This is a genomic window from Fictibacillus nanhaiensis (genome assembly GCF_042686385.1).
Classification (GTDB): Bacteria; Bacillota; Bacilli; order Bacillales; family Fictibacillaceae; genus Fictibacillus; species Fictibacillus nanhaiensis.
In genome coordinates this window covers 2100902-2118481 of the sequence record NZ_JBHUPF010000006.1, presented here as the reverse complement: position 1 = coordinate 2118481, position 17580 = coordinate 2100902, and the positions used below count along the sequence as shown (strand labels likewise).

Sequence of the window (17580 nt, the reverse complement as noted above, 5' to 3'; positions counted from 1 at the left end):
GTAGCAAATCATCAAGAATCCGTTATATAATCTTATAACTTCATATAAATTATGGGATCGAGGAACGGACAATGAAATTAAATGAACATACGAAGGGTATATGGTATGCCGCTTTTTCTTATTTAATATGGGGATTTCTACCGCTATATTGGAAACCACTTCAATCAGCTGGTTCTGTTGAGATCTTAGCACACCGCATTCTATGGTCATTTCTTTTAATGATCGCGGTTATGTTCTTACTAAAAAAGAAAAAGTCACTAATAAGAGATGTAAAAGTACTTTTTAGTAATAGAAAGCAGTTTCTATCTGTATTGACTGCTTCGCTATTGATTAGTGGAAACTGGGTCATGTATATATGGGCGGTCAATACAGATCATGTTGTTGAAGCAAGTTTAGGCTATTATATCAATCCGCTCGTTAGTGTAATTTTAGGCATGCTTGTTTTAAAAGAAAAATTAAACAGCTGGCAGCTCGTATCCTTTTTGTTAGCTGCTTGCGGTGTTTTTCTATTAACATGGCAACATGGAGAATTTCCTTGGGTAGCTGTTTCTCTAGCGCTTTCGTTTGGTCTGTACGGACTTGTAAAAAAACTTGGGAGTTTTGATTCGTTAACGGGCTTAACGTTTGAGACGATGTTTGTCTTTCCATTAGCGTTCTTTTATTTAATCTTCCTTCAATGGAACGGAGAAGCTTCCTTTATCGCTGGAGGAACTTCTACGACATTGCTCTTATGGGGAGCAGGCCTTGTAACTGCTGTACCGTTACTTTGTTTTGCGCAAGGTGTTAAGCGGATTTCGATGACGATGATCGGTTTTCTACAATATATTGCTCCTACGATTATGCTCGTGTTAGGTGTTTTTTTGTATCAGGAAACATTCAGTCAGATACACGTCATTTCATTCGCTTTAATATGGCTTGCACTGCTTATTTTTACGGTCAGCAAAACAAAATGGGCAAATTATCTCATAAATCGTAAAAAACAAAATTCACTTTCTGCGAAAATATAGTATAATGGCAATGACCATTGTTACAGTTGAAACCTTATCAATGATAAGGTTCTTTTCATTCATTGTTTGAGAGCGCTTTAAATAGGGAAAAATTCAATGGCGAGAAATGATGAATCACCTGTTAACAGCAACAGCACAATACTTACAAAGGGAAGCAGGAGGGAACAAAAGATGAGTCATCAACGTTCCAAATCAGAAAATCCTTGGCAAGGACTAAGTGGACCGAATATGGCCTACATCCTTGAACTATATGATCAATATAGTGTGGATCCGGAATCTGTTGACAGTTCATTCAAAGAGAAATTTGATGCATGGGGGCCTCCAATTGAGGGCTCTGAATCAAATCAACGTACTGCACAGAGTTTTGATGGATTGGATTTCGAGAAATTAGCAGCTGCATTAAAATTAGCAGAAAACATTCGCACATACGGTCACCTGGCAGCTAACTTATACCCTGTAGGGGAATTTCCGAAAGATATCCACCATATTGACCCGAAAGAATTTAACTTAACAAAAGAAGATTTGAAAGCGATACCACCTTCCTTTATTTGGAAAGAAGCGCCATCAAGCGTTAAAGACGGGTTTGAAGCGATTCAGATGCTTCAGGAAGTGTATACGAAAACAATCGCTTATGAATTCAGTCATGTTCATGAGACTGAAGAACGCCAATGGTTAAACACCATGGTTGAAACAAGCAAACACTATCCTAAATTTTCGGCTGAAGATAAGAAGAACCTTCTAACGCGATTGAGTGAAGTTGAAGGATTTGAGAAATTTCTTCATAAGACATTCGTTGGACAAAAGCGTTTCTCTATCGAAGGCGTTGATATGCTGGTACCGATGCTTGATGAAGCAGCTAAAGAAGGATGCCGTGACGGAGCAGAACATGCTCTGATCGGAATGGCACACCGTGGGCGTCTGAACGTTCTTGCTCACGTGCTTGGCAAACCTTATGAACTCATTTTCTCAGAATTTCATCATTCTCCAAACAAGGAGCTAATTCCTTCTGAAGGTTCAAGAGGAATTAACTTTGGATGGACTGGAGATGTAAAGTACCATCTTGGTGCAAGCCGATTGGTCGAAACAGATCAATCTCACAAAATTAAAATCTCACTTGCAAATAACCCGAGTCACTTAGAGTATGTAGATCCAGTAGTTGAAGGATATACAAGAGCAGCTCAAGAAACACGTGATAAAAAAGGGTATCCGGTTCAAGATACTTCTAAAGCATTCGCGATCCTTATTCATGGTGATGCTGCTTTTCCTGGTGAAGGAATCGTTGCTGAAACATTGAACTTAAGTCGTCTTAAAGGATACCAAACAGGTGGGACACTTCATATCATCGCGAACAATCTAGTAGGTTTTACAACAGATAGCGGCGATTCTCGTTCAACCAAATATGCGAGTGACCTTGCAAAAGGGTTTGAGATTCCGATCATTCACGTTAATGCAGATGATCCAGAAGCATGTATTGCAGCTGTACATCTTGCTTATGAATATCGTAAAAAGTTCCAAAAAGACGTTCTGATCGACCTGATCGGATATCGTCGATTCGGTCACAATGAAATGGACGATCCATCTGCAACACAGCCAAGATTGTATAAACAAGTAAACAGTCATCCGACAGTTCGTGACGTTTATGCTAAGCAACTTGTTAAAGAAGGAGTACTTTCTGAAGAAGAAGTAAAATCCATTGAAAATGATGTATTAACAAAGCATCAGACTGAATATGAAAAAGTACAAGGTCGTAAAGAAAAATTCAAATTGGAAGACACAAGACTTCCTGATCCGTTATCGAAAGCACTTCCTGATATCGATACCACAATTTCAGTTAGTGATCTTCAAGAACTTACAGAGAACATGCTCAAGTTCCCAGAAGACTTTAACGTTTATCCGAAGATCAAGAGAATCCTTGAACGCAGACGCAAGTCTTTCCAAGGGGAAAAGATCGATTGGGGTATGGCTGAATCATTAGCGTTCGCCTCTATCCTTAAAGATGGAACGCCGATTCGTATTACGGGGCAAGACTCTGAGCGTGGTACGTTCGCGCAAAGACACCTTGTTCTAAACGATAGTGAGAGCGGAAAGAAGTTTTCTCCATTGCATGCGATGGATGACATCGATGTTTCGTTTGCGATTCATAACAGTCCACTCTCAGAATCATCAGTTGTTGGTTTTGAATACGGCTATAATGTGTTTGCACCTGAAACGCTTGTTATTTGGGAAGCACAATACGGAGATTTCGCGAACGTTGCACAAGTTCTATTCGATCAGTTCTTATCTGCTGGCCGTGCGAAGTGGGGACAAAAATCAGGTATGGTGATGCTTCTTCCTCACGGATATGAAGGTCAAGGACCTGAGCATTCAAGTGCACGTCTAGAAAGATTCTTACAGCTAGGTGCAGAAAATAACTGGACAGTTGCTAACGTAAGTACAGCATCTCAGTACTTCCATTTGCTAAGACGTCAAGCGAAGCTCTTATCGATGGATGAGGTTCGTCCGTTGGTTGTAATGACACCTAAGAGCTTGCTGCGTGACACGAAAGTAGCATCCATGGCGGAGGCATTTGAAAGTGACCACTTTATGCCATTGTTACAACAGCCTGGTCTAGGCAAAGAAAAAGACAAAGTAAAGAAAATCTTACTTTGTTCTGGTAAGATTGCGATCGATCTTGAAAAAGCACTTGAGCAAGATCAAGTAGCAAGAACGGAAATGCACATCGTTCGCGTTGAACAGATCTATCCGTTCCCAGAAGAAGAGATGAATGCTTTATTAAAAGAGTATCCAAACGTTGAAGACTTGATCTGGGTGCAAGAAGAGCCGAAGAACATGGGATCTTGGTTATACATTGAGCCTAAACTTCGTGCTGTAGCACCAAAAGCACACGTTTCATATATTGGACGTCAAGAACGTTCGAGTACGGCTGGTGGGGAACCAGACATCTATAAAAAAGAACAAGAACAAATCATCCAAACATCATTAGCACTAGACATTCAATCGCGAGAGGGAGGCCGTGAACATGTTTGACGTTAAAGTTCCGGAATTAGCCGAATCAATTTCAGAAGGTACAGTAGCACAATGGCTTAAAAAAGAAGGCGACACCGTTGTTAAAGGCGAAGATTTAGTAGAGCTAGAAACTGATAAAGTTAACATTGAGATCAGTGCAGAGCGAGATGGCGTTCTAAAAAATATCAAGGTTGAACCAGGCGACACTGTAGCCGTTGGAGATATCATCGCTTCAATCGTTGAAGGCGGAGCTTCGGAGTCTGCAGAACCGGCAGCAGAAGAGAAAACGGAAGAAAAGGCAGCTCCAACTCAACAAAAACAAGAGCCGATCGTAGAAAAAGACGCAGCTGAAAAAGAAGTGAAAGCTTCTGACCGTCCAATCGCATCTCCTGCAGCTCGCAAGCTAGCTCGTGAAAAAGGCATCGATCTTTCTGAAATTAGTGCTCGTGACCCACTTGGACGCGTTCGCACAGAAGATGTTATCCGCCATGCTGAAGGTGGAAGCACAGAGAAAGCTGCACCAGCATCTAAACCTGCTGCATCAGCTTCTAAGCCTGCTGCTTCAGTTGAAGCGGTAAATCCTGAAAAGCCTGTAGAGCGCGTGAAGATGTCTCGCAGACGCCAAACAATCGCTAAACGTTTAGTTGAAGCTCAACAAACGGCAGCGATGCTAACAACGTTCAATGAAGTTGATATGACGGCGATCAACGAAGTTCGTGCTCGTCGTAAGGACAAGTTCTATGAGCAAAACGGTGTTAAACTAGGATATATGTCATTCTTCACGAAAGCTGTTGTTGGCGCACTGAAAAAGTTCCCTGCGATCAACGCAGAGATTCAAGGCGATGAAATGGTTCTTAAAAAGTTCTATGATATCGGTATCGCAGTTGGAGCAGAAGAAGGACTAGTTGTACCAGTTGTTCGTAACGCTGACCGTCTAAGCTTCGCAGGTATCGAAAAGGAGATCGGAAACTTAGCTGAGAAGGCACGTTCTAAAAAGCTATCTTTAGAAGACCTTCAAGGTGGTTCTTTCACAATCACAAACGGCGGTATCTTCGGATCGATGCTATCGACACCGATCTTAAATGCACCTCAAGTTGGTATCCTTGGTATGCACACGATCCAATGGAGACCAGTAGCGATCGATAAAGAGCGCATGGAAAACCGTCCGATGATGTACATCGCGCTTTCTTATGATCACCGTATTGTAGATGGAAAAGAAGCAGTAAGCTTCTTAACAACGATTAAATCACTTCTGGAAGATCCAGAATCACTTCTTTTAGAAGGTTAATGTTTAGGAATGTAATGATGATATGGAACACCTCCTGCTTGCAGGGGGTGTTTTTTTGTGGGTTTGTGAAGGAGGCTGTGGTGTGTGTAGCTGCTGATGGGTGTTCCGGGTAGTAAGTCCTTGGGGTTTGTCGAATGACCTTTATTTTTGGATTTAGACTTAATCGTGGCTGAAAACGGCTTAATTGATGCGTGGAACGACTTAATTAACGTTCATTCCGACTTAATTTTTTCAAATTAGACTTAATTGTGCACAATCTAATTTCCGAATGGAAAATAATCATCAAATCATTACTGAAAATAAAGGATTTTTATCCAGTTTTCTTGAATGAGATATGTACTAAAAAGCTAGAGGTGATTTCTTGATAAAAAAACCACGTACTAAGCCCCTAAAATTATTAAAATTGGACTCCATTATCCAGAGATTAATACCCAGTCACCCGAAATATGGTGAATTAAAAACTGAGTTTGCGAAATACGCGGCAGGTTATAGAGGCGAAGTGGCATTATATTATTATTTGCACGATTTAGATGAACATTCATATCTCATTTTTCATGACTTGCGACTTCCAAGAGATAAAGAAAAGAAGTACTATTTTCAAATTGACTGTCTGATCCTTCATTCTTCATTTGTCGTTTTGCTCGAAGTTAAAAATCTCTCAGGTGACCTTTATTTTGATCATCACTTCGATCAGATGAAACGAACGAAAAATGGGGTGGATGAAACATTTCCTGATCCAGTGAATCAAGTTCAACAACAAAAAATATATTTAGAAAACTGGTTGAAAAGAAGTCAGTTTCCAAAAATTCCGCTTCATTCCCTCGTTGTTCTAACAAATCCTAAATCCTTTATTACGCTATCGCCGCATTACGGTAAAAAAACAGCCCATATTATTCGAGCTAAGGGTTTAGCTAATAAAATTCAAGACATTTCGACATCCCATCAAGAAATTCTCTCGAAGAAAGACCTCGCCAAAATGACTACAAAGCTACTAAAGCAACATGAAAAACATAACCCAGACTTATTAAAAACCTATAACATCCATGAGGCGGACATTATCACTGGAGTCTTTTGTCAAGGCTGCAATCATATTCCTATGCGACGAGAGAGAAGTACTTGGGTTTGTTCTATGTGCAATGGAAAGTCCAAAGGTGCTCATATAAGAGCAATCCATGACTACGCATTGATCTTTAATGAACCTGTTAAGAATAAAATCTTAAGACGTTTTTTACACATCGATTCATCCACTTGTATGAAAAATCTTCTGAAATCCATGAAGCTTACTCCGAGCGGCCCTACTAATTCAGCAACGTACCAGCTACCATTTCCTGAATAATTCAACTAGCAAAAAATTATTTCAATCTAATAAAAATGCGAATTTAAGAGCCTGCTATTTTATAAGTGAAAATCACTTGTAAAATACAATCAATAAAATTTGCGAAATACAACTATCTAATGATCAAGACATTTGCATTATGCAACTAGAAAGAAAAAAAGACAGCTGCAATCTGCAGCCGCCGTAAATTCTTCTATTATATAACTTAAGGAATCAACAAAATCTTCCCCGTACTCTTTCTACTCTCTAAATATTCATGAGCTTTTGCACCATCATGCAATGGGAAATGTGTTTCTGAAATTTTTACATCGCCATTCTTAATCCATTCAAACAACTCGCTTGAACGATTCAAACGTTCTTCATGAGAGGTAAGGACATTCCACAAATCGCCTCCGGTCAACGTCTTAGAAGTATCCATGAGCATACGAGGATCAATGGACACAGGATCGCCACCAGCCATCCCAAAGAATACTACAGTTCCACCAATTCTTGTAACTTCAAAACTATCCATTATCGTAGAACCGACTGACTCGTAAACAACGTCTACGCCTTTGCCAGAAGTTTGACTCAACACGCTTTCTTTCCAATTATCATTATATAAGAATACCGAATCCGCACCCGCTTCTAAAGCAATCTGACGTTTTTCTTTTGAAGAGGTTAGACCAATAACCTTTCCACCAAGCAGCTTGATGATTTGAATCAATAACTGACCAACACCACCGGCAGCAGCATGAACCAATGCTACATCGCCTTTTTTAATGGAAAAACTGTCTTTCGTTAAATAATGTGCAGTCAACCCTTGTAATAAAAGTGAGGCAGCTGATTCAAAAGAAACGCCTTCTGGAATAGGAATTGCTTTGTCTTGTGGTACAACGACAAGTTCCGCGTTAGCTGCAGGTACATCTGCAAATGCGATACGATCTCCAACTGAAACACCGTTAACGGCACTACCAACTTCTTTAACGATTCCTGCTCCTTCATAACCGAGAATATATGGAGGCTGCCCTTCAAGATGATAATTTCCTTTTCTTCTATAAACATCTGCGAAGTTTAAGCCAATGGCTTTCATTTCGACCAAAATGTCTTGATCACCGATAATCGGGTTGTTAATTTCTCGATAGTCTAAAACTTCTGGACCACCAAAAGAGTCAAACACTAAAGCTTTCATATATATAGATCTCCATTCTAATAGAATCTTCTTTATCATATTAACCGAAACAATCTATGTAATACTAGGAAAGAAGTCTCTAAGGAATGAATTTGACAGAAAGAGCGGGGCACATTATGATTTAACAAAAGAAATGCTTAAAGGAGAGAGATTTCATGATTCATTTAGAGTGGGCGAATCGAGACACAATTCGCGAGATCAAATGCGTACATACGGATGCAAAAAAATATATGGTTAACCGTGCTTTAACGGCTGGTAAAACCTATGAACTAAAGAATGAAACAGAAGAATTTTATTTTGTAATAGATAACACAGGGAAAATAGGCGGATACTACAAAGAATATTTTGAAGGGTAAGCTCTAGAGCAACCATAGAAAAAGCCTGACTCAGCGAGCCAGGCTTTTTTCCTTCTATTAAGAATGAATCTTCTTTTTTTCTTTGTTTAGTAGCGCATCCATGAATTCGTGGAATTCTGGAATGTTCATCTGTTGTGCTGAATCAGATAGCGCTACTGCTGGGTCAGGATGCACTTCAGCCATAACTGCATCTGCACCGATCGCCATTGCCGCTTTAGCAGCAGGGAGGAGAAGGTCTTTGCGCCCTGTTGAGTGTGTTACATCCACGACTACAGGTAGATGCGTTTCTTTTTTAAGAATAGGTACCGCAGAGATGTCCAGCGTGTTTCTTGTTGCTCTTTCGTACGTACGAATTCCGCGTTCGCAAAGAATGACTTGGGAGTTCCCTTGAGCCAAGATGTACTCAGCTGCGTACATGAATTCCTCAATCGTCGCAGCTAACCCACGCTTCAGCAATACAGGCTTGTTTACAGAACCAGCTGCTTTTAACAGATCAAAGTTCTGCATGTTACGTGCGCCGATCTGAATTACGTCAACATAATCTAGTGCCATTTCAATATCGTTAGGATTTAGAATTTCACTTACAACAGCAAGCTGATGTTCATCTGCTGCTTTACGAAGAATTTTTAATCCTTCTAGTCCAAGTCCTTGGAAGTCGTAAGGAGACGTACGCGGTTTGAATGCACCACCCCGGATTAACGTTAAACCTTTTTCTGCAATGACTTCAGCTACTTGCTTTACTTGTTCGTAGCTTTCTACCGCACAAGGACCCATGATGAAGTGAGGATTTCCATCACCGATCTTTTCACCTTTTACATTTACAATTGTATCTTCAGGTTTCTTTTTACGAGATACGAGTAATGCTTTTCGATTGTCATCTTTTTGAAGCTCCAAGCTTGCTTTGAAGATTTGTTTGAAGATATGTTGCACTGTCGAAGTCTCGAACGGACCATCGTTATGAGAAGCAATTAGATCAAGCAGTTCTCTCTCTCTGACAGGATCAAAGCGTTTAACCCCTTGCATTTCTTTAAGCTTTCCAATTTGTTGTGCCACGTTTCCTCGTTCGTTCAAAAGTTCTAAGATTTTTAAAGAAATATCATCCATCTGTTTGCGTAAGTCTACTAATTCGTTTGACATGTGTGGTTCCTCCCCATATTTATACTCTTGTCATTAGTTCCTATATCGCGGCCGCTCATAGGCTTATTTATATACATCGTTACATAGACACTTTCGCGCTTTAAAGCGTGTGTCTCATAAAGTATTGTTTGTAACTTTAAAGGGATTTCAAAAGAATGTCAAGTACTTACACGAAAAAAGATAAAAAATTATTTTAACGCAGTCTAACAAGCTTTTTGACATATAGATGTAGGTAATGTAAATTTTAAGAAAAATGAATGAATTTCCTTTACAACAGCGCTTCAACGTGCTAAAACTGTTTATAACTTTATAAAACAAATCGCAATGATAGAACAGCAGTAGTGGAATGGTTCCCTGTTATTAGAGAGCTGATGGTGGTGCAAATCAGTACACAGCCTTTCATGAATTACAATTCTTGAGCAAGCTTTTGTAAAAAAGCCGGAAAAATTCCGTTAACAAAATGAAGGTGGCAAAGGTTGTTTATTTGCTGTCAGGGTGGTACCGCGATAATAATTCGTCCCTGCTTATTAGCAGGGATTTTTTTGTACAATCAGAACTAAAAACGTAACTGGATCATCGAGGTTAGGAAATGTTTTTTTTATAAAATAACAGGCAAACAGGAGGAATAGAAAATGAGATATTTAACAGCAGGAGAGTCCCATGGCCCTCAACTCACAACAATCATTGAAGGTGTACCAGCAGGTTTGCCTCTAGTAGCAGAAGATATTAACGAGGAACTTGCTAGACGTCAAAAAGGGCATGGACGTGGAAGACGTATGCAGATTGAGAAAGATCAGGTTCAAATCTTAAGTGGTGTACGTCACGGAGTTACACTTGGTTCGCCGATCACACTCGTGGTTGAGAACAAAGACTTTACTCATTGGACAAAGATCATGGGAGCAGAACCTCTTGAAGAAGAGAACGCAGAAGTGAAACGAGTGATCTCAAGACCTCGACCAGGTCACGCAGATCTTAATGGTGCTATCAAGTACAACCATCGAGATATGAGAAACGTGCTAGAACGTTCTTCAGCTCGAGAAACAACGGTTAGGGTAGCAGCAGGAGCTGTAGCGAAAAAGGTACTAAAAGAGCTTGGAGTTGAAGTTGGTGGCCACGTGTTAGAACTGGGTGGTGTCGTAGCTGAGAATACTTCTTATGAATCGTTAACCGAACTTCGCGAAAAAACCGAGGTCTCGCCTGTCCGATGTCTAGATAAAAATGTTGAAAAAACGATGATGGAAGCGATTGATACCGCAAAAGAAAACGGCGATTCGATCGGTGGGGTTGTAGAAGTAATCGTAGAAGGTATGCCAGTAGGTGTTGGTAGTTATACGCATTATGATAATAAACTCGATGCTAAATTAGCAGCTGCAATTATGAGTATCAATGCATTTAAAGGTGCTGAGATCGGTATTGGTTTTGAAGCAGCACGAAAACCTGGAAGTGAAGTGCATGATGAGATTGTTTGGGATATCGAACGCGGCTATACAAGAAGAACAAACAACGCAGGAGGCTTTGAGGGAGGAATGACGACTGGGATGCCAGTTGTTGTTCGTGGTGTGATGAAGCCGATTCCAACACTGTACAAGCCGCTTAATAGTGTAGACATTGAAACGAAAGAAGTCTTTGCGGCAAGCATCGAACGTTCTGATAGCTGTGCAGTTCCTGCTGCTAGTGTTGTAGCAGAATCAGTTGTGGCCTGGGAATTGGCAAGTGCTCTAGTTAATCAATTCGGACAAGATAACATGGAAGTGATAAAGAAAAACATCGTACAACACCAAGAACGTGCAAGGGTGTTTTAAATGAACACGATAGACATAACAACACCTTCAAAAAAATATCCTGTTTTTATTGGTGATAAAGTAATCGATCAGCTTAACGTAGTCCTTGAAAACCTGAATCCATCACCAAAGAACCTTTTGATCATAACGGATGAAAACGTTGGAAACCTTTATCTAGAAACCGTACAAAATGTGATCGGTGATGCCTTTACTTATGAAACGATACAGATTCAGGCTGGTGATGATCAAAAGTCATTCGAGAACTATATGACTTGTCAAAGCTTTGCTTTAAATAAAGAACTCGACCGGACATCTGTTGTTATTGCACTTGGAGGCGGAATGATTGGAGACCTTGCTGGATTTGTCGCAGGAACCTATATGCGAGGAATTCGCTTTGTTCAAATTCCGACTACTATACTCGCACATGATAGTGCAGTAGGTGGAAAAACGGGTATTAACCACCCTGAGGGTAAGAACATGATCGGGGTATTTCATCAACCTGAAGCGGTGATCTATTCTACAGATTTCTTAACCACCTTACCAGGAAACGAAAAAAGATCTGGTTTTGCAGAGGTCATTAAACACGCATTGATTGCTGATGAAAATCTATATCGTTCATTGCGAGAAAATGTAAAAACGATCGATGATCTAAAAGGTGATTCTCTACAGCAAGCTCTTATACAAGGCATCAAAATAAAAAATGCTATCGTCACACAAGACGAGAAAGAAAAAGGAATTCGTGCTTATTTAAACTTTGGCCACACACTCGGTCATGCTATAGAAGGAGAGCTTCAATACAAAGGCATCACTCATGGTGAAGCAGTTGCATTAGGTATGCTTTTTGCACTTTCGCTAAACGAGGACACTGAAATTTTAGGACAAGAACTGAAAATGTGGTTAACAACATTAGGTTTTCCGTCATTTCCTAAGCACTTATCTGCTTCCTCATTAATCAATCGTATGAAGAAAGACAAGAAAGCTGAAAAGGGCATGATTCAAATGGTGCTGCTAAACGGTTTCGGTAAGCCTTATCTATCACCTTATACTTCAGAAGAATTAGAGAGTAAATTATCTTCTTTTATAGGAGAGATATAAAAAGGAGTATGAATAAATGAAGAACGTCTTACTAATAGGGGTTGGATTGATCGGTGGTTCAATCGCTCTTTCTATCAAACAAGAACACGAAGCAACAATCTATGGGTATGACGTTTATGCTGACAACAGTGTAACGGCAGCAGAAATAGGCGTAATTGACGAAGCTGTTACAGACTTTACTAGGATTGCCCAAATAGCAGATCTAATTATAATTGCAACACCTGTTGAAGCAACGTTACAGGTGATGGAAAAATTAGCTTCCATATCACCTATAATTAAAGCGCTTGTTATGGATGTTGGAAGCACAAAAAAATCCATTATGAATAAAGCTGAGAAAATGGCCGCTTCTGGAATTCGTTTTATTGGCGGTCATCCTATGGCTGGATCACACAAAACAGGAGTGGAAAGTGCAAAGGTACATCTGTTGGAAAATGCCTTTTATTTTTTGTCACCAAACTCCGTAACTACTGAAGTAGATATCGATGAAGCAAAGACTTGGCTAAAGGGGACAAGAGCAAAATTTCTCGTTACTGATCCAGATGAACATGATTTTCTTACTGGAATCATAAGCCACTTTCCGCATCTTGTGGCCTCAAGCCTTGTGAGGATTGCGCAACATCATGCGAAGGAAAAACCGCTGATTCAGCAACTTGCAGCAGGAGGATTTCGAGACATTACGCGTATTGCTTCAAGCTCTCCTAAAATGTGGAGTGATATTGTCAGTCAAAATAAGTCACATCTTCTTAAACTATTAAATGAGTGGAAAAATGAGATGGATACGGTGATTGAGTTCGTAGAAAAGGGAGATGAATCGGAACTCTATGATTACTTTGATGGAGCAAAATCATTCCGAGATTCCTTACCTGTTCGTTCTAAAGGTGCGATTCATCCGTTTTCAGATCTATATGTGGATATCCTCGATAAAGTAGGTGCTCTGTCTCATATCACTGCTCTTTTGGCACAATCAGAGATCAGCATAATCAACCTCAGTATTTTAGAAGTAAGAGAAGGACTAAACGGGGTACTTCGATTGAGTTTTCAAGATGATAATGATCGAGACCAAGCACAAGATATTCTACAGAATGAGAATTATTTAACTCAAATTACTTTATAAGGAGGCACTATTCTATGACAAAACGATTACAACCCATTCAACGACTAACGGGAACTATTAAAGTGCCTGGTGACAAATCTATTTCACATCGAGCAGTCATGTTTGGGTCGATCGCTGAGGGTAAAACCACAGTAGAAGGTTTTCTAACAGGTGAAGATTGCTTAAGTACTATTTCTTGTTTCAAGAAACTCGGCGTTTCAATTCAACAAGAAGGTGAAAAAGTAACAGTAGAAGGAAAAGGACTCACAGGATTAACTCCACCTTCAGAAGATTTGTACGTTGGGAATTCGGGAACTACGATTAGGCTGATGCTAGGCATTCTTGCTAACACACCTTTTGAATCAATCTTAACAGGTGATGATTCAATCGCAAAAAGACCAATGAATCGTGTTACTAAACCTTTAAAAGAAATGGGTGCTACGATAGATGGGAATGATTCAGGAAACAAGGTTCCACTTCACATTAAAGGCGGAGAAACACGAGGTATTCATTACACCTCTCCAATCGCTAGTGCTCAAGTTAAATCCGCTATTATTCTAGCAGGATTAGATGGAGAAGGAACAACCTCTGTAAAAGAACCCTTCAAATCGAGAGACCATACAGAACGCATGCTAAAAGCGTTTGGAGTTGAAGTCGAAACGGATGATCTATCTGTTTCGGTCGCAGGTGGACAGAAGTTGAAAGGGACTCATATTGAAGTGCCAGGTGATATTTCCTCAGCTGCTTTCTTCTTAGTAGCAGGTGCGATCGTTCCAAACAGTGAGATTACTCTAAGAAAAGTAGGGTTGAATCCAACACGTACCGGAATATTGGATGTACTTAACGAAATGGGGGCAGATATCACCTACCAAAATATAAATGAGGAAGCATCAGAACCTTTCGGAGACTTAGTCATTAAAAGCTCTGATTTAAAAGGTACGGTAATCGAAGGAGATCTTATCCCTCGATTGATCGATGAAATTCCAATCATAGCTTTGGCCGCAACTCAAGCAGAAGGAAAGACAATCATAAAAGACGCACATGAACTTCGAGTGAAAGAAACCGATCGAATCGAAACCGTTGTGAATGAACTTAAGAAAATGGGTGCGAATATAGAAGCTACAGAAGACGGTATGATCATACATGGTAAGTCTACATTACACGGAGCATCTGTACAAAGTTACGGTGACCATAGGATCGGAATGATGTTAAGTGTAGCCGCTTGTATCGCGGAAGGCGAAACAACACTTACAAACAGTGAAGCGATTGCTGTTTCATATCCTTCATTCTTTGAACAACTGAATGTCCTCTCATCATAAAGAAAAACGTTCCCTGTTATTAAACGGGAACGTTTTTTTGTATTATTGAACGCTTGAAAAAGTTCGTAGATCTTCAATGTCTGCCACCTTGAACCCATTCGCTTCCACTCGGTGAACCAGTTCATCAATCTCTTCACGCGATACACTTTCATTGAAAGTGATAACAACTCTGCGAAGAAATTGCTTACCCGCGTCTTGAGTGAAAACACCTTCAATATTGTATTCTTCATGGATTGCTGTAAATAGTTTTCTTAACGAACCTTTTCCCTCTGTAGTAGAAACGGTTAGAGAGTAGCCGCCCTTTTTTATACCATAAGAATCTTCTAGAATATCCATTACTTTTGAATGAGTAATGATTCCTAGGAAATTATGATCATCATCAACAACTGCCATAAACGGCAGGCGTCTGATCGTGAAAAGCACTTTGAAATAAGCCGTATTCTCATGAATAAATGCGTCTTTCTCTTCTACAATTCTACTAACATGATCTTTAACTGAACCGACATTATCAATAATATAATCAGATGTAGTCTCTTTAAAAAGAAGCCCTACAAATTTTTGTTCGGATTCATCTAAAACGGGTATGCAGCGATACCCGGATTGAATAATGGTATATCGCGCTTCGCTGATTGACATGTTTTCTGTAACATACGTTACTTTAGATTTAGTTAGATAGTTGGATTTTACTTTCATAGTACACACCCTTTTCAGAATAATATAAATATTTAAAACTATTTCGACAAAAAAAGCAAATAACCTTTCTTTTTATTTAACTTTATTCCTAATTGCATATTAAGTAATAATACCATATACTATTACTAGAATATTTTATAAATTCTTAAAAGGAGGTGTAAGGCATGCTTAAAGGTGTACAAATGTTTGACTGGTTGGTCGTTTTCCGTGCGATTACTTATGTATTTTCAAAAATTGGCGGAGTCTGTCCATTTTCAGTTAAAACATGAAAGTACATCACAAAGTAACCTTACCCTATCCTTTTTTAATTGTTAGTAACCATGGGCAGGTATGTTGCTCATGGTTTTTTTGTATACAAAAAAGGACAGTGGCATTGGATTAAAAGGAGAAAATAAAATGATTATATGCACTGTTCATCAAGTTAAGAAAATGTATGGCGGAAACGAGATTCTAAAAAACATATCTTTTGAAATTCACGATCAAGACCGAGTAGGTATAGTCGGACAAAATGGTTCAGGGAAAACGACTCTGTTTAAGCTGCTAAGCGGGGTTGACCATCCGGACTCAGGTTCTATAGCCATCAGGAAGGATGCAGAGATCGGATATTTGGAACAACTTCCTGAGCATTCAGAGAATATGAGTGTATATGACGTAGTTTCTGCAACGTTTCAAGAAATCAAAGATATTGAAAGTGAAATTCAGAAGGTTAATACATTGTTAAGTGATCCACAGCAATCGCAACGATTAGAGAAAAATTTAAATCGGCTTTACAGGTTGCAAGAAGAATTTGAAGAGCTTGACGGTTATTCCATCGAGTCAAAGATAAATGGCGTTTTAGGTGGTTTAGGACTTACTCAACTATCTCATCAACGATTTATACAACTCAGTGGAGGGGAACAAACGAAGGTCGGTCTAGCTTGTTTATTACTAAAAGAACCTGAGCTACTACTTCTAGACGAACCTACCAATCACCTTGACATTGAAACGATGAATTGGCTAGAAAGCTATCTTCAAAAATATAAAGGTTCTGTTATTATTATTAGCCATGATCGTTATTTTTTAGATAAAGTGACGTCAAAGACTATTGATATAGAAGATGGTGAATGCACCTTTTATCATCAAAGTTATTCAGGTTTTCTAAAAGAAAAAGAAAATAACCTATTATTAGAATTTGAGAAGTATGAAGAACAGCAAAAGAAGATAAAAAAGATTAAAGAATCAATCAAACAACTAAGAGACTGGGGTGCTCGTTCAGGAAATGAAAAGTTCTTCAAAAGAGCGAGGAACATGGAAAAAGCACTTCATCGAATACAGAGTATGAAACGCCCTAAACTGGAACGAAAAAAAGCGGCATTTGAATTCTCAGTAAACAAGAGAAGCGGGCAGGACGTTGCAGTGATAAAAGGGCTTAGTAAATCAATCGAAGGTCGTTCAATATTAAGTAATCTTGAACTACAGATTCGATATGGTGAGAAGCTAGCTCTCGTCGGTAAAAACGGTTCAGGAAAAACAACGTTGCTACAGACCCTACAAACTCTGGACCACAACAGCGGTACGATAAACCTTGGACCATCTGTTTCTATTGGTTATCTTTCTCAAAAGGGACTTACTTCTGAATCAAATCAAACAATACTTGATATTTTCAGAGATAAAGTCCCGATGGAAGAAGGAGAAGCTCGGCACCATCTAGCAAAGTTTTTGTTTTACGGTGCATCTGTTTATAAAAAAGGAAATGAACTAAGCGGAGGAGAACGAACACGACTGAGACTTGCACAGCTTGTATATGAAGGATTCAATTTCTTGATTTTGGATGAACCGACAAACCATTTGGACATTGATTCACGTGAAGCATTAGAACAAGCACTTGAAGAGTTTAATGGAACGGTCCTATCAGTCTCACATGACCGCTATTTCATGAACAAACTATTTGAGCGTACCATTTGGTTAGAAGAGGGAAGCCTAGAGAGTTATAAAGGGAATTTTGATTATGCACTTGAAAAACGAATAAACAATTAAATTCAACTATCCAACTGAGAAACAGGTTATTTTTAATAGCCTTTTTTTTTTGGTAATAAATTGTGGTTTTCTATACCGGTGGTTTTTACCCCAGGTTGTTCGATTTCTATAGTCGTGCGGTGAGCACCTGCTGCTTTACAGAGTCTCCACTTGTCTAGATAAATTAGCTAGCCAGGTGAGACACCAATAAGGGAAACGGACAAATGTGTCTCACTGCGTTCCACGTTGACATGGAACGAAAATCAACTGCTTTTAAAAGCTTTGAGCTATATGAAAATAGTCTAT

13 protein-coding genes and 1 other annotated feature are annotated in these 17580 nt (G+C 39.4%); of the genes, 10 read left to right on the top strand and 3 right to left on the bottom strand.

Going from position 1 to position 17580, the window contains the following annotated elements; translation table 11 throughout:
- Positions 1 to 71: 71 nt before the first annotated feature.
- From rarD to ACFS5O_RS14425, 4 genes are all read left to right on the top strand, one after another.
- Positions 72 to 1007 carry an EamA family transporter RarD gene (rarD, locus tag ACFS5O_RS14440; RefSeq protein WP_205726249.1) on the top strand — a complete coding sequence of 312 codons (936 nt, stop codon included), beginning with the start codon at positions 72 to 74 and terminating at the stop codon, positions 1005 to 1007.
- 171 nt (positions 1008 to 1178) lie between these two features.
- Positions 1179 to 4034 (top strand): 2-oxoglutarate dehydrogenase E1 component, encoded by a 2856-nt coding sequence (locus tag ACFS5O_RS14435; RefSeq protein ID WP_205726250.1) that lies wholly within the window; start codon positions 1179 to 1181, stop codon positions 4032 to 4034.
- Positions 4027 to 5301 (top strand): 2-oxoglutarate dehydrogenase complex dihydrolipoyllysine-residue succinyltransferase, encoded by a 1275-nt coding sequence (gene odhB / locus ACFS5O_RS14430; RefSeq protein ID WP_205726251.1) that lies wholly within the window; start codon positions 4027 to 4029, stop codon positions 5299 to 5301. Before ACFS5O_RS14435 ends, odhB begins: the two co-directional genes overlap by 8 nt.
- Positions 5302 to 5662: 361 nt before the next feature.
- The gene (locus ACFS5O_RS14425; RefSeq protein ID WP_205726252.1) at positions 5663 to 6637 is read left to right on the top strand and encodes a nuclease-related domain-containing protein; all 975 of its coding nucleotides are present in this window, start codon (positions 5663 to 5665) and stop codon (positions 6635 to 6637) included.
- Positions 6638 to 6842: 205 nt separating this feature from the next.
- Here ACFS5O_RS14425 and ACFS5O_RS14420 read toward each other — a convergent pair whose 3' ends face one another.
- Positions 6843 to 7805, bottom strand: a complete 963-nt coding sequence (locus tag ACFS5O_RS14420) for a quinone oxidoreductase family protein (RefSeq protein WP_205726253.1) — start codon at positions 7803 to 7805, stop codon at positions 6843 to 6845.
- A 155-nt stretch (positions 7806 to 7960) separates the two neighbouring features.
- On the opposite strand from ACFS5O_RS14420, the gene ACFS5O_RS14415 reads away from it, so the two are divergent.
- Complete coding sequence (locus ACFS5O_RS14415) at positions 7961 to 8161, top strand: DUF6501 family protein (protein ID WP_205726254.1); 201 nt, start codon at positions 7961 to 7963, stop codon at positions 8159 to 8161.
- A gap of 57 nt (positions 8162 to 8218) precedes the next feature.
- On the opposite strand, the gene ACFS5O_RS14410 is transcribed toward ACFS5O_RS14415, so the two are convergent.
- A complete protein-coding gene (locus tag ACFS5O_RS14410) occupies positions 8219 to 9298 on the bottom strand; it encodes a bifunctional 3-deoxy-7-phosphoheptulonate synthase/chorismate mutase (RefSeq protein WP_066394116.1) in 1080 nt (359 codons plus the stop codon).
- Positions 9299 to 9613: 315 nt separating this feature from the next.
- Positions 9614 to 9823, top strand: a binding site (T-box leader).
- A 107-nt stretch (positions 9824 to 9930) separates the two neighbouring features.
- Here ACFS5O_RS14410 and aroC point away from each other — a divergent pair.
- Genes aroC through aroA form a run of 4 tightly spaced genes read left to right on the top strand, consistent with a single transcriptional unit; the run spans position 9931 to position 14586 of the window.
- Entirely contained in the window at positions 9931 to 11100 is a 1170-nt protein-coding gene (gene aroC, locus ACFS5O_RS14405) for a chorismate synthase (RefSeq protein WP_066394119.1), read from the top strand.
- Positions 11101 to 12174 carry a 3-dehydroquinate synthase gene (gene aroB / locus ACFS5O_RS14400; RefSeq protein WP_205726255.1) on the top strand — a complete coding sequence of 358 codons (1074 nt, stop codon included), beginning with the start codon at positions 11101 to 11103 and terminating at the stop codon, positions 12172 to 12174. It abuts the gene before it with no gap.
- Between the two features lie 16 nt (positions 12175 to 12190).
- Positions 12191 to 13288 (top strand): prephenate dehydrogenase, encoded by a 1098-nt coding sequence (locus ACFS5O_RS14395; protein WP_205726256.1) that lies wholly within the window; start codon positions 12191 to 12193, stop codon positions 13286 to 13288.
- A gap of 14 nt (positions 13289 to 13302) precedes the next feature.
- Positions 13303 to 14586, top strand: coding sequence for a 3-phosphoshikimate 1-carboxyvinyltransferase (gene aroA / locus ACFS5O_RS14390; protein ID WP_205726257.1), 1284 nt, complete (start codon positions 13303 to 13305; stop codon positions 14584 to 14586).
- Positions 14587 to 14628: 42 nt separating this feature from the next.
- Here aroA and cbpA read toward each other — a convergent pair whose 3' ends face one another.
- A complete protein-coding gene (gene cbpA / locus ACFS5O_RS14385; protein ID WP_066394129.1) occupies positions 14629 to 15279 on the bottom strand; it encodes a cyclic di-AMP binding protein CbpA in 651 nt (216 codons plus the stop codon).
- Positions 15280 to 15675: 396 nt separating this feature from the next.
- Here cbpA and abc-f point away from each other — a divergent pair, with 396 nt between their 5' ends.
- On the top strand, positions 15676 to 17295 hold the full coding sequence (gene abc-f / locus ACFS5O_RS14380) for a ribosomal protection-like ABC-F family protein (protein WP_205726258.1): 1620 nt from the start codon (positions 15676 to 15678) through the stop codon (positions 17293 to 17295).
- The last annotated feature ends 285 nt before the right edge of the window (positions 17296 to 17580 follow it).

Coding starts and splice junctions, on each gene's coding strand:
- cbpA (WP_066394129.1), bottom strand. CDS start 15,279: ATGAAAGTAAAATCCAACTATCTAACTAAATCTAAAGTAACGTATGTT.
- ACFS5O_RS14415 (WP_205726254.1), top strand. CDS start 7,961: ATGATTCATTTAGAGTGGGCGAATCGAGACACAATTCGCGAGATCAAA.
- rarD (WP_205726249.1), top strand. CDS start 72: ATGAAATTAAATGAACATACGAAGGGTATATGGTATGCCGCTTTTTCT.
- aroB (WP_205726255.1), top strand. CDS start 11,101: ATGAACACGATAGACATAACAACACCTTCAAAAAAATATCCTGTTTTT.
- odhB (WP_205726251.1), top strand. CDS start 4,027: ATGTTTGACGTTAAAGTTCCGGAATTAGCCGAATCAATTTCAGAAGGT.
- ACFS5O_RS14410 (WP_066394116.1), bottom strand. CDS start 9,298: ATGTCAAACGAATTAGTAGACTTACGCAAACAGATGGATGATATTTCT.
- abc-f (WP_205726258.1), top strand. CDS start 15,676: ATGATTATATGCACTGTTCATCAAGTTAAGAAAATGTATGGCGGAAAC.
- ACFS5O_RS14395 (WP_205726256.1), top strand. CDS start 12,191: ATGAAGAACGTCTTACTAATAGGGGTTGGATTGATCGGTGGTTCAATC.
- ACFS5O_RS14435 (WP_205726250.1), top strand. CDS start 1,179: ATGAGTCATCAACGTTCCAAATCAGAAAATCCTTGGCAAGGACTAAGT.
- ACFS5O_RS14420 (WP_205726253.1), bottom strand. CDS start 7,805: ATGAAAGCTTTAGTGTTTGACTCTTTTGGTGGTCCAGAAGTTTTAGAC.
- aroA (WP_205726257.1), top strand. CDS start 13,303: ATGACAAAACGATTACAACCCATTCAACGACTAACGGGAACTATTAAA.
- aroC (WP_066394119.1), top strand. CDS start 9,931: ATGAGATATTTAACAGCAGGAGAGTCCCATGGCCCTCAACTCACAACA.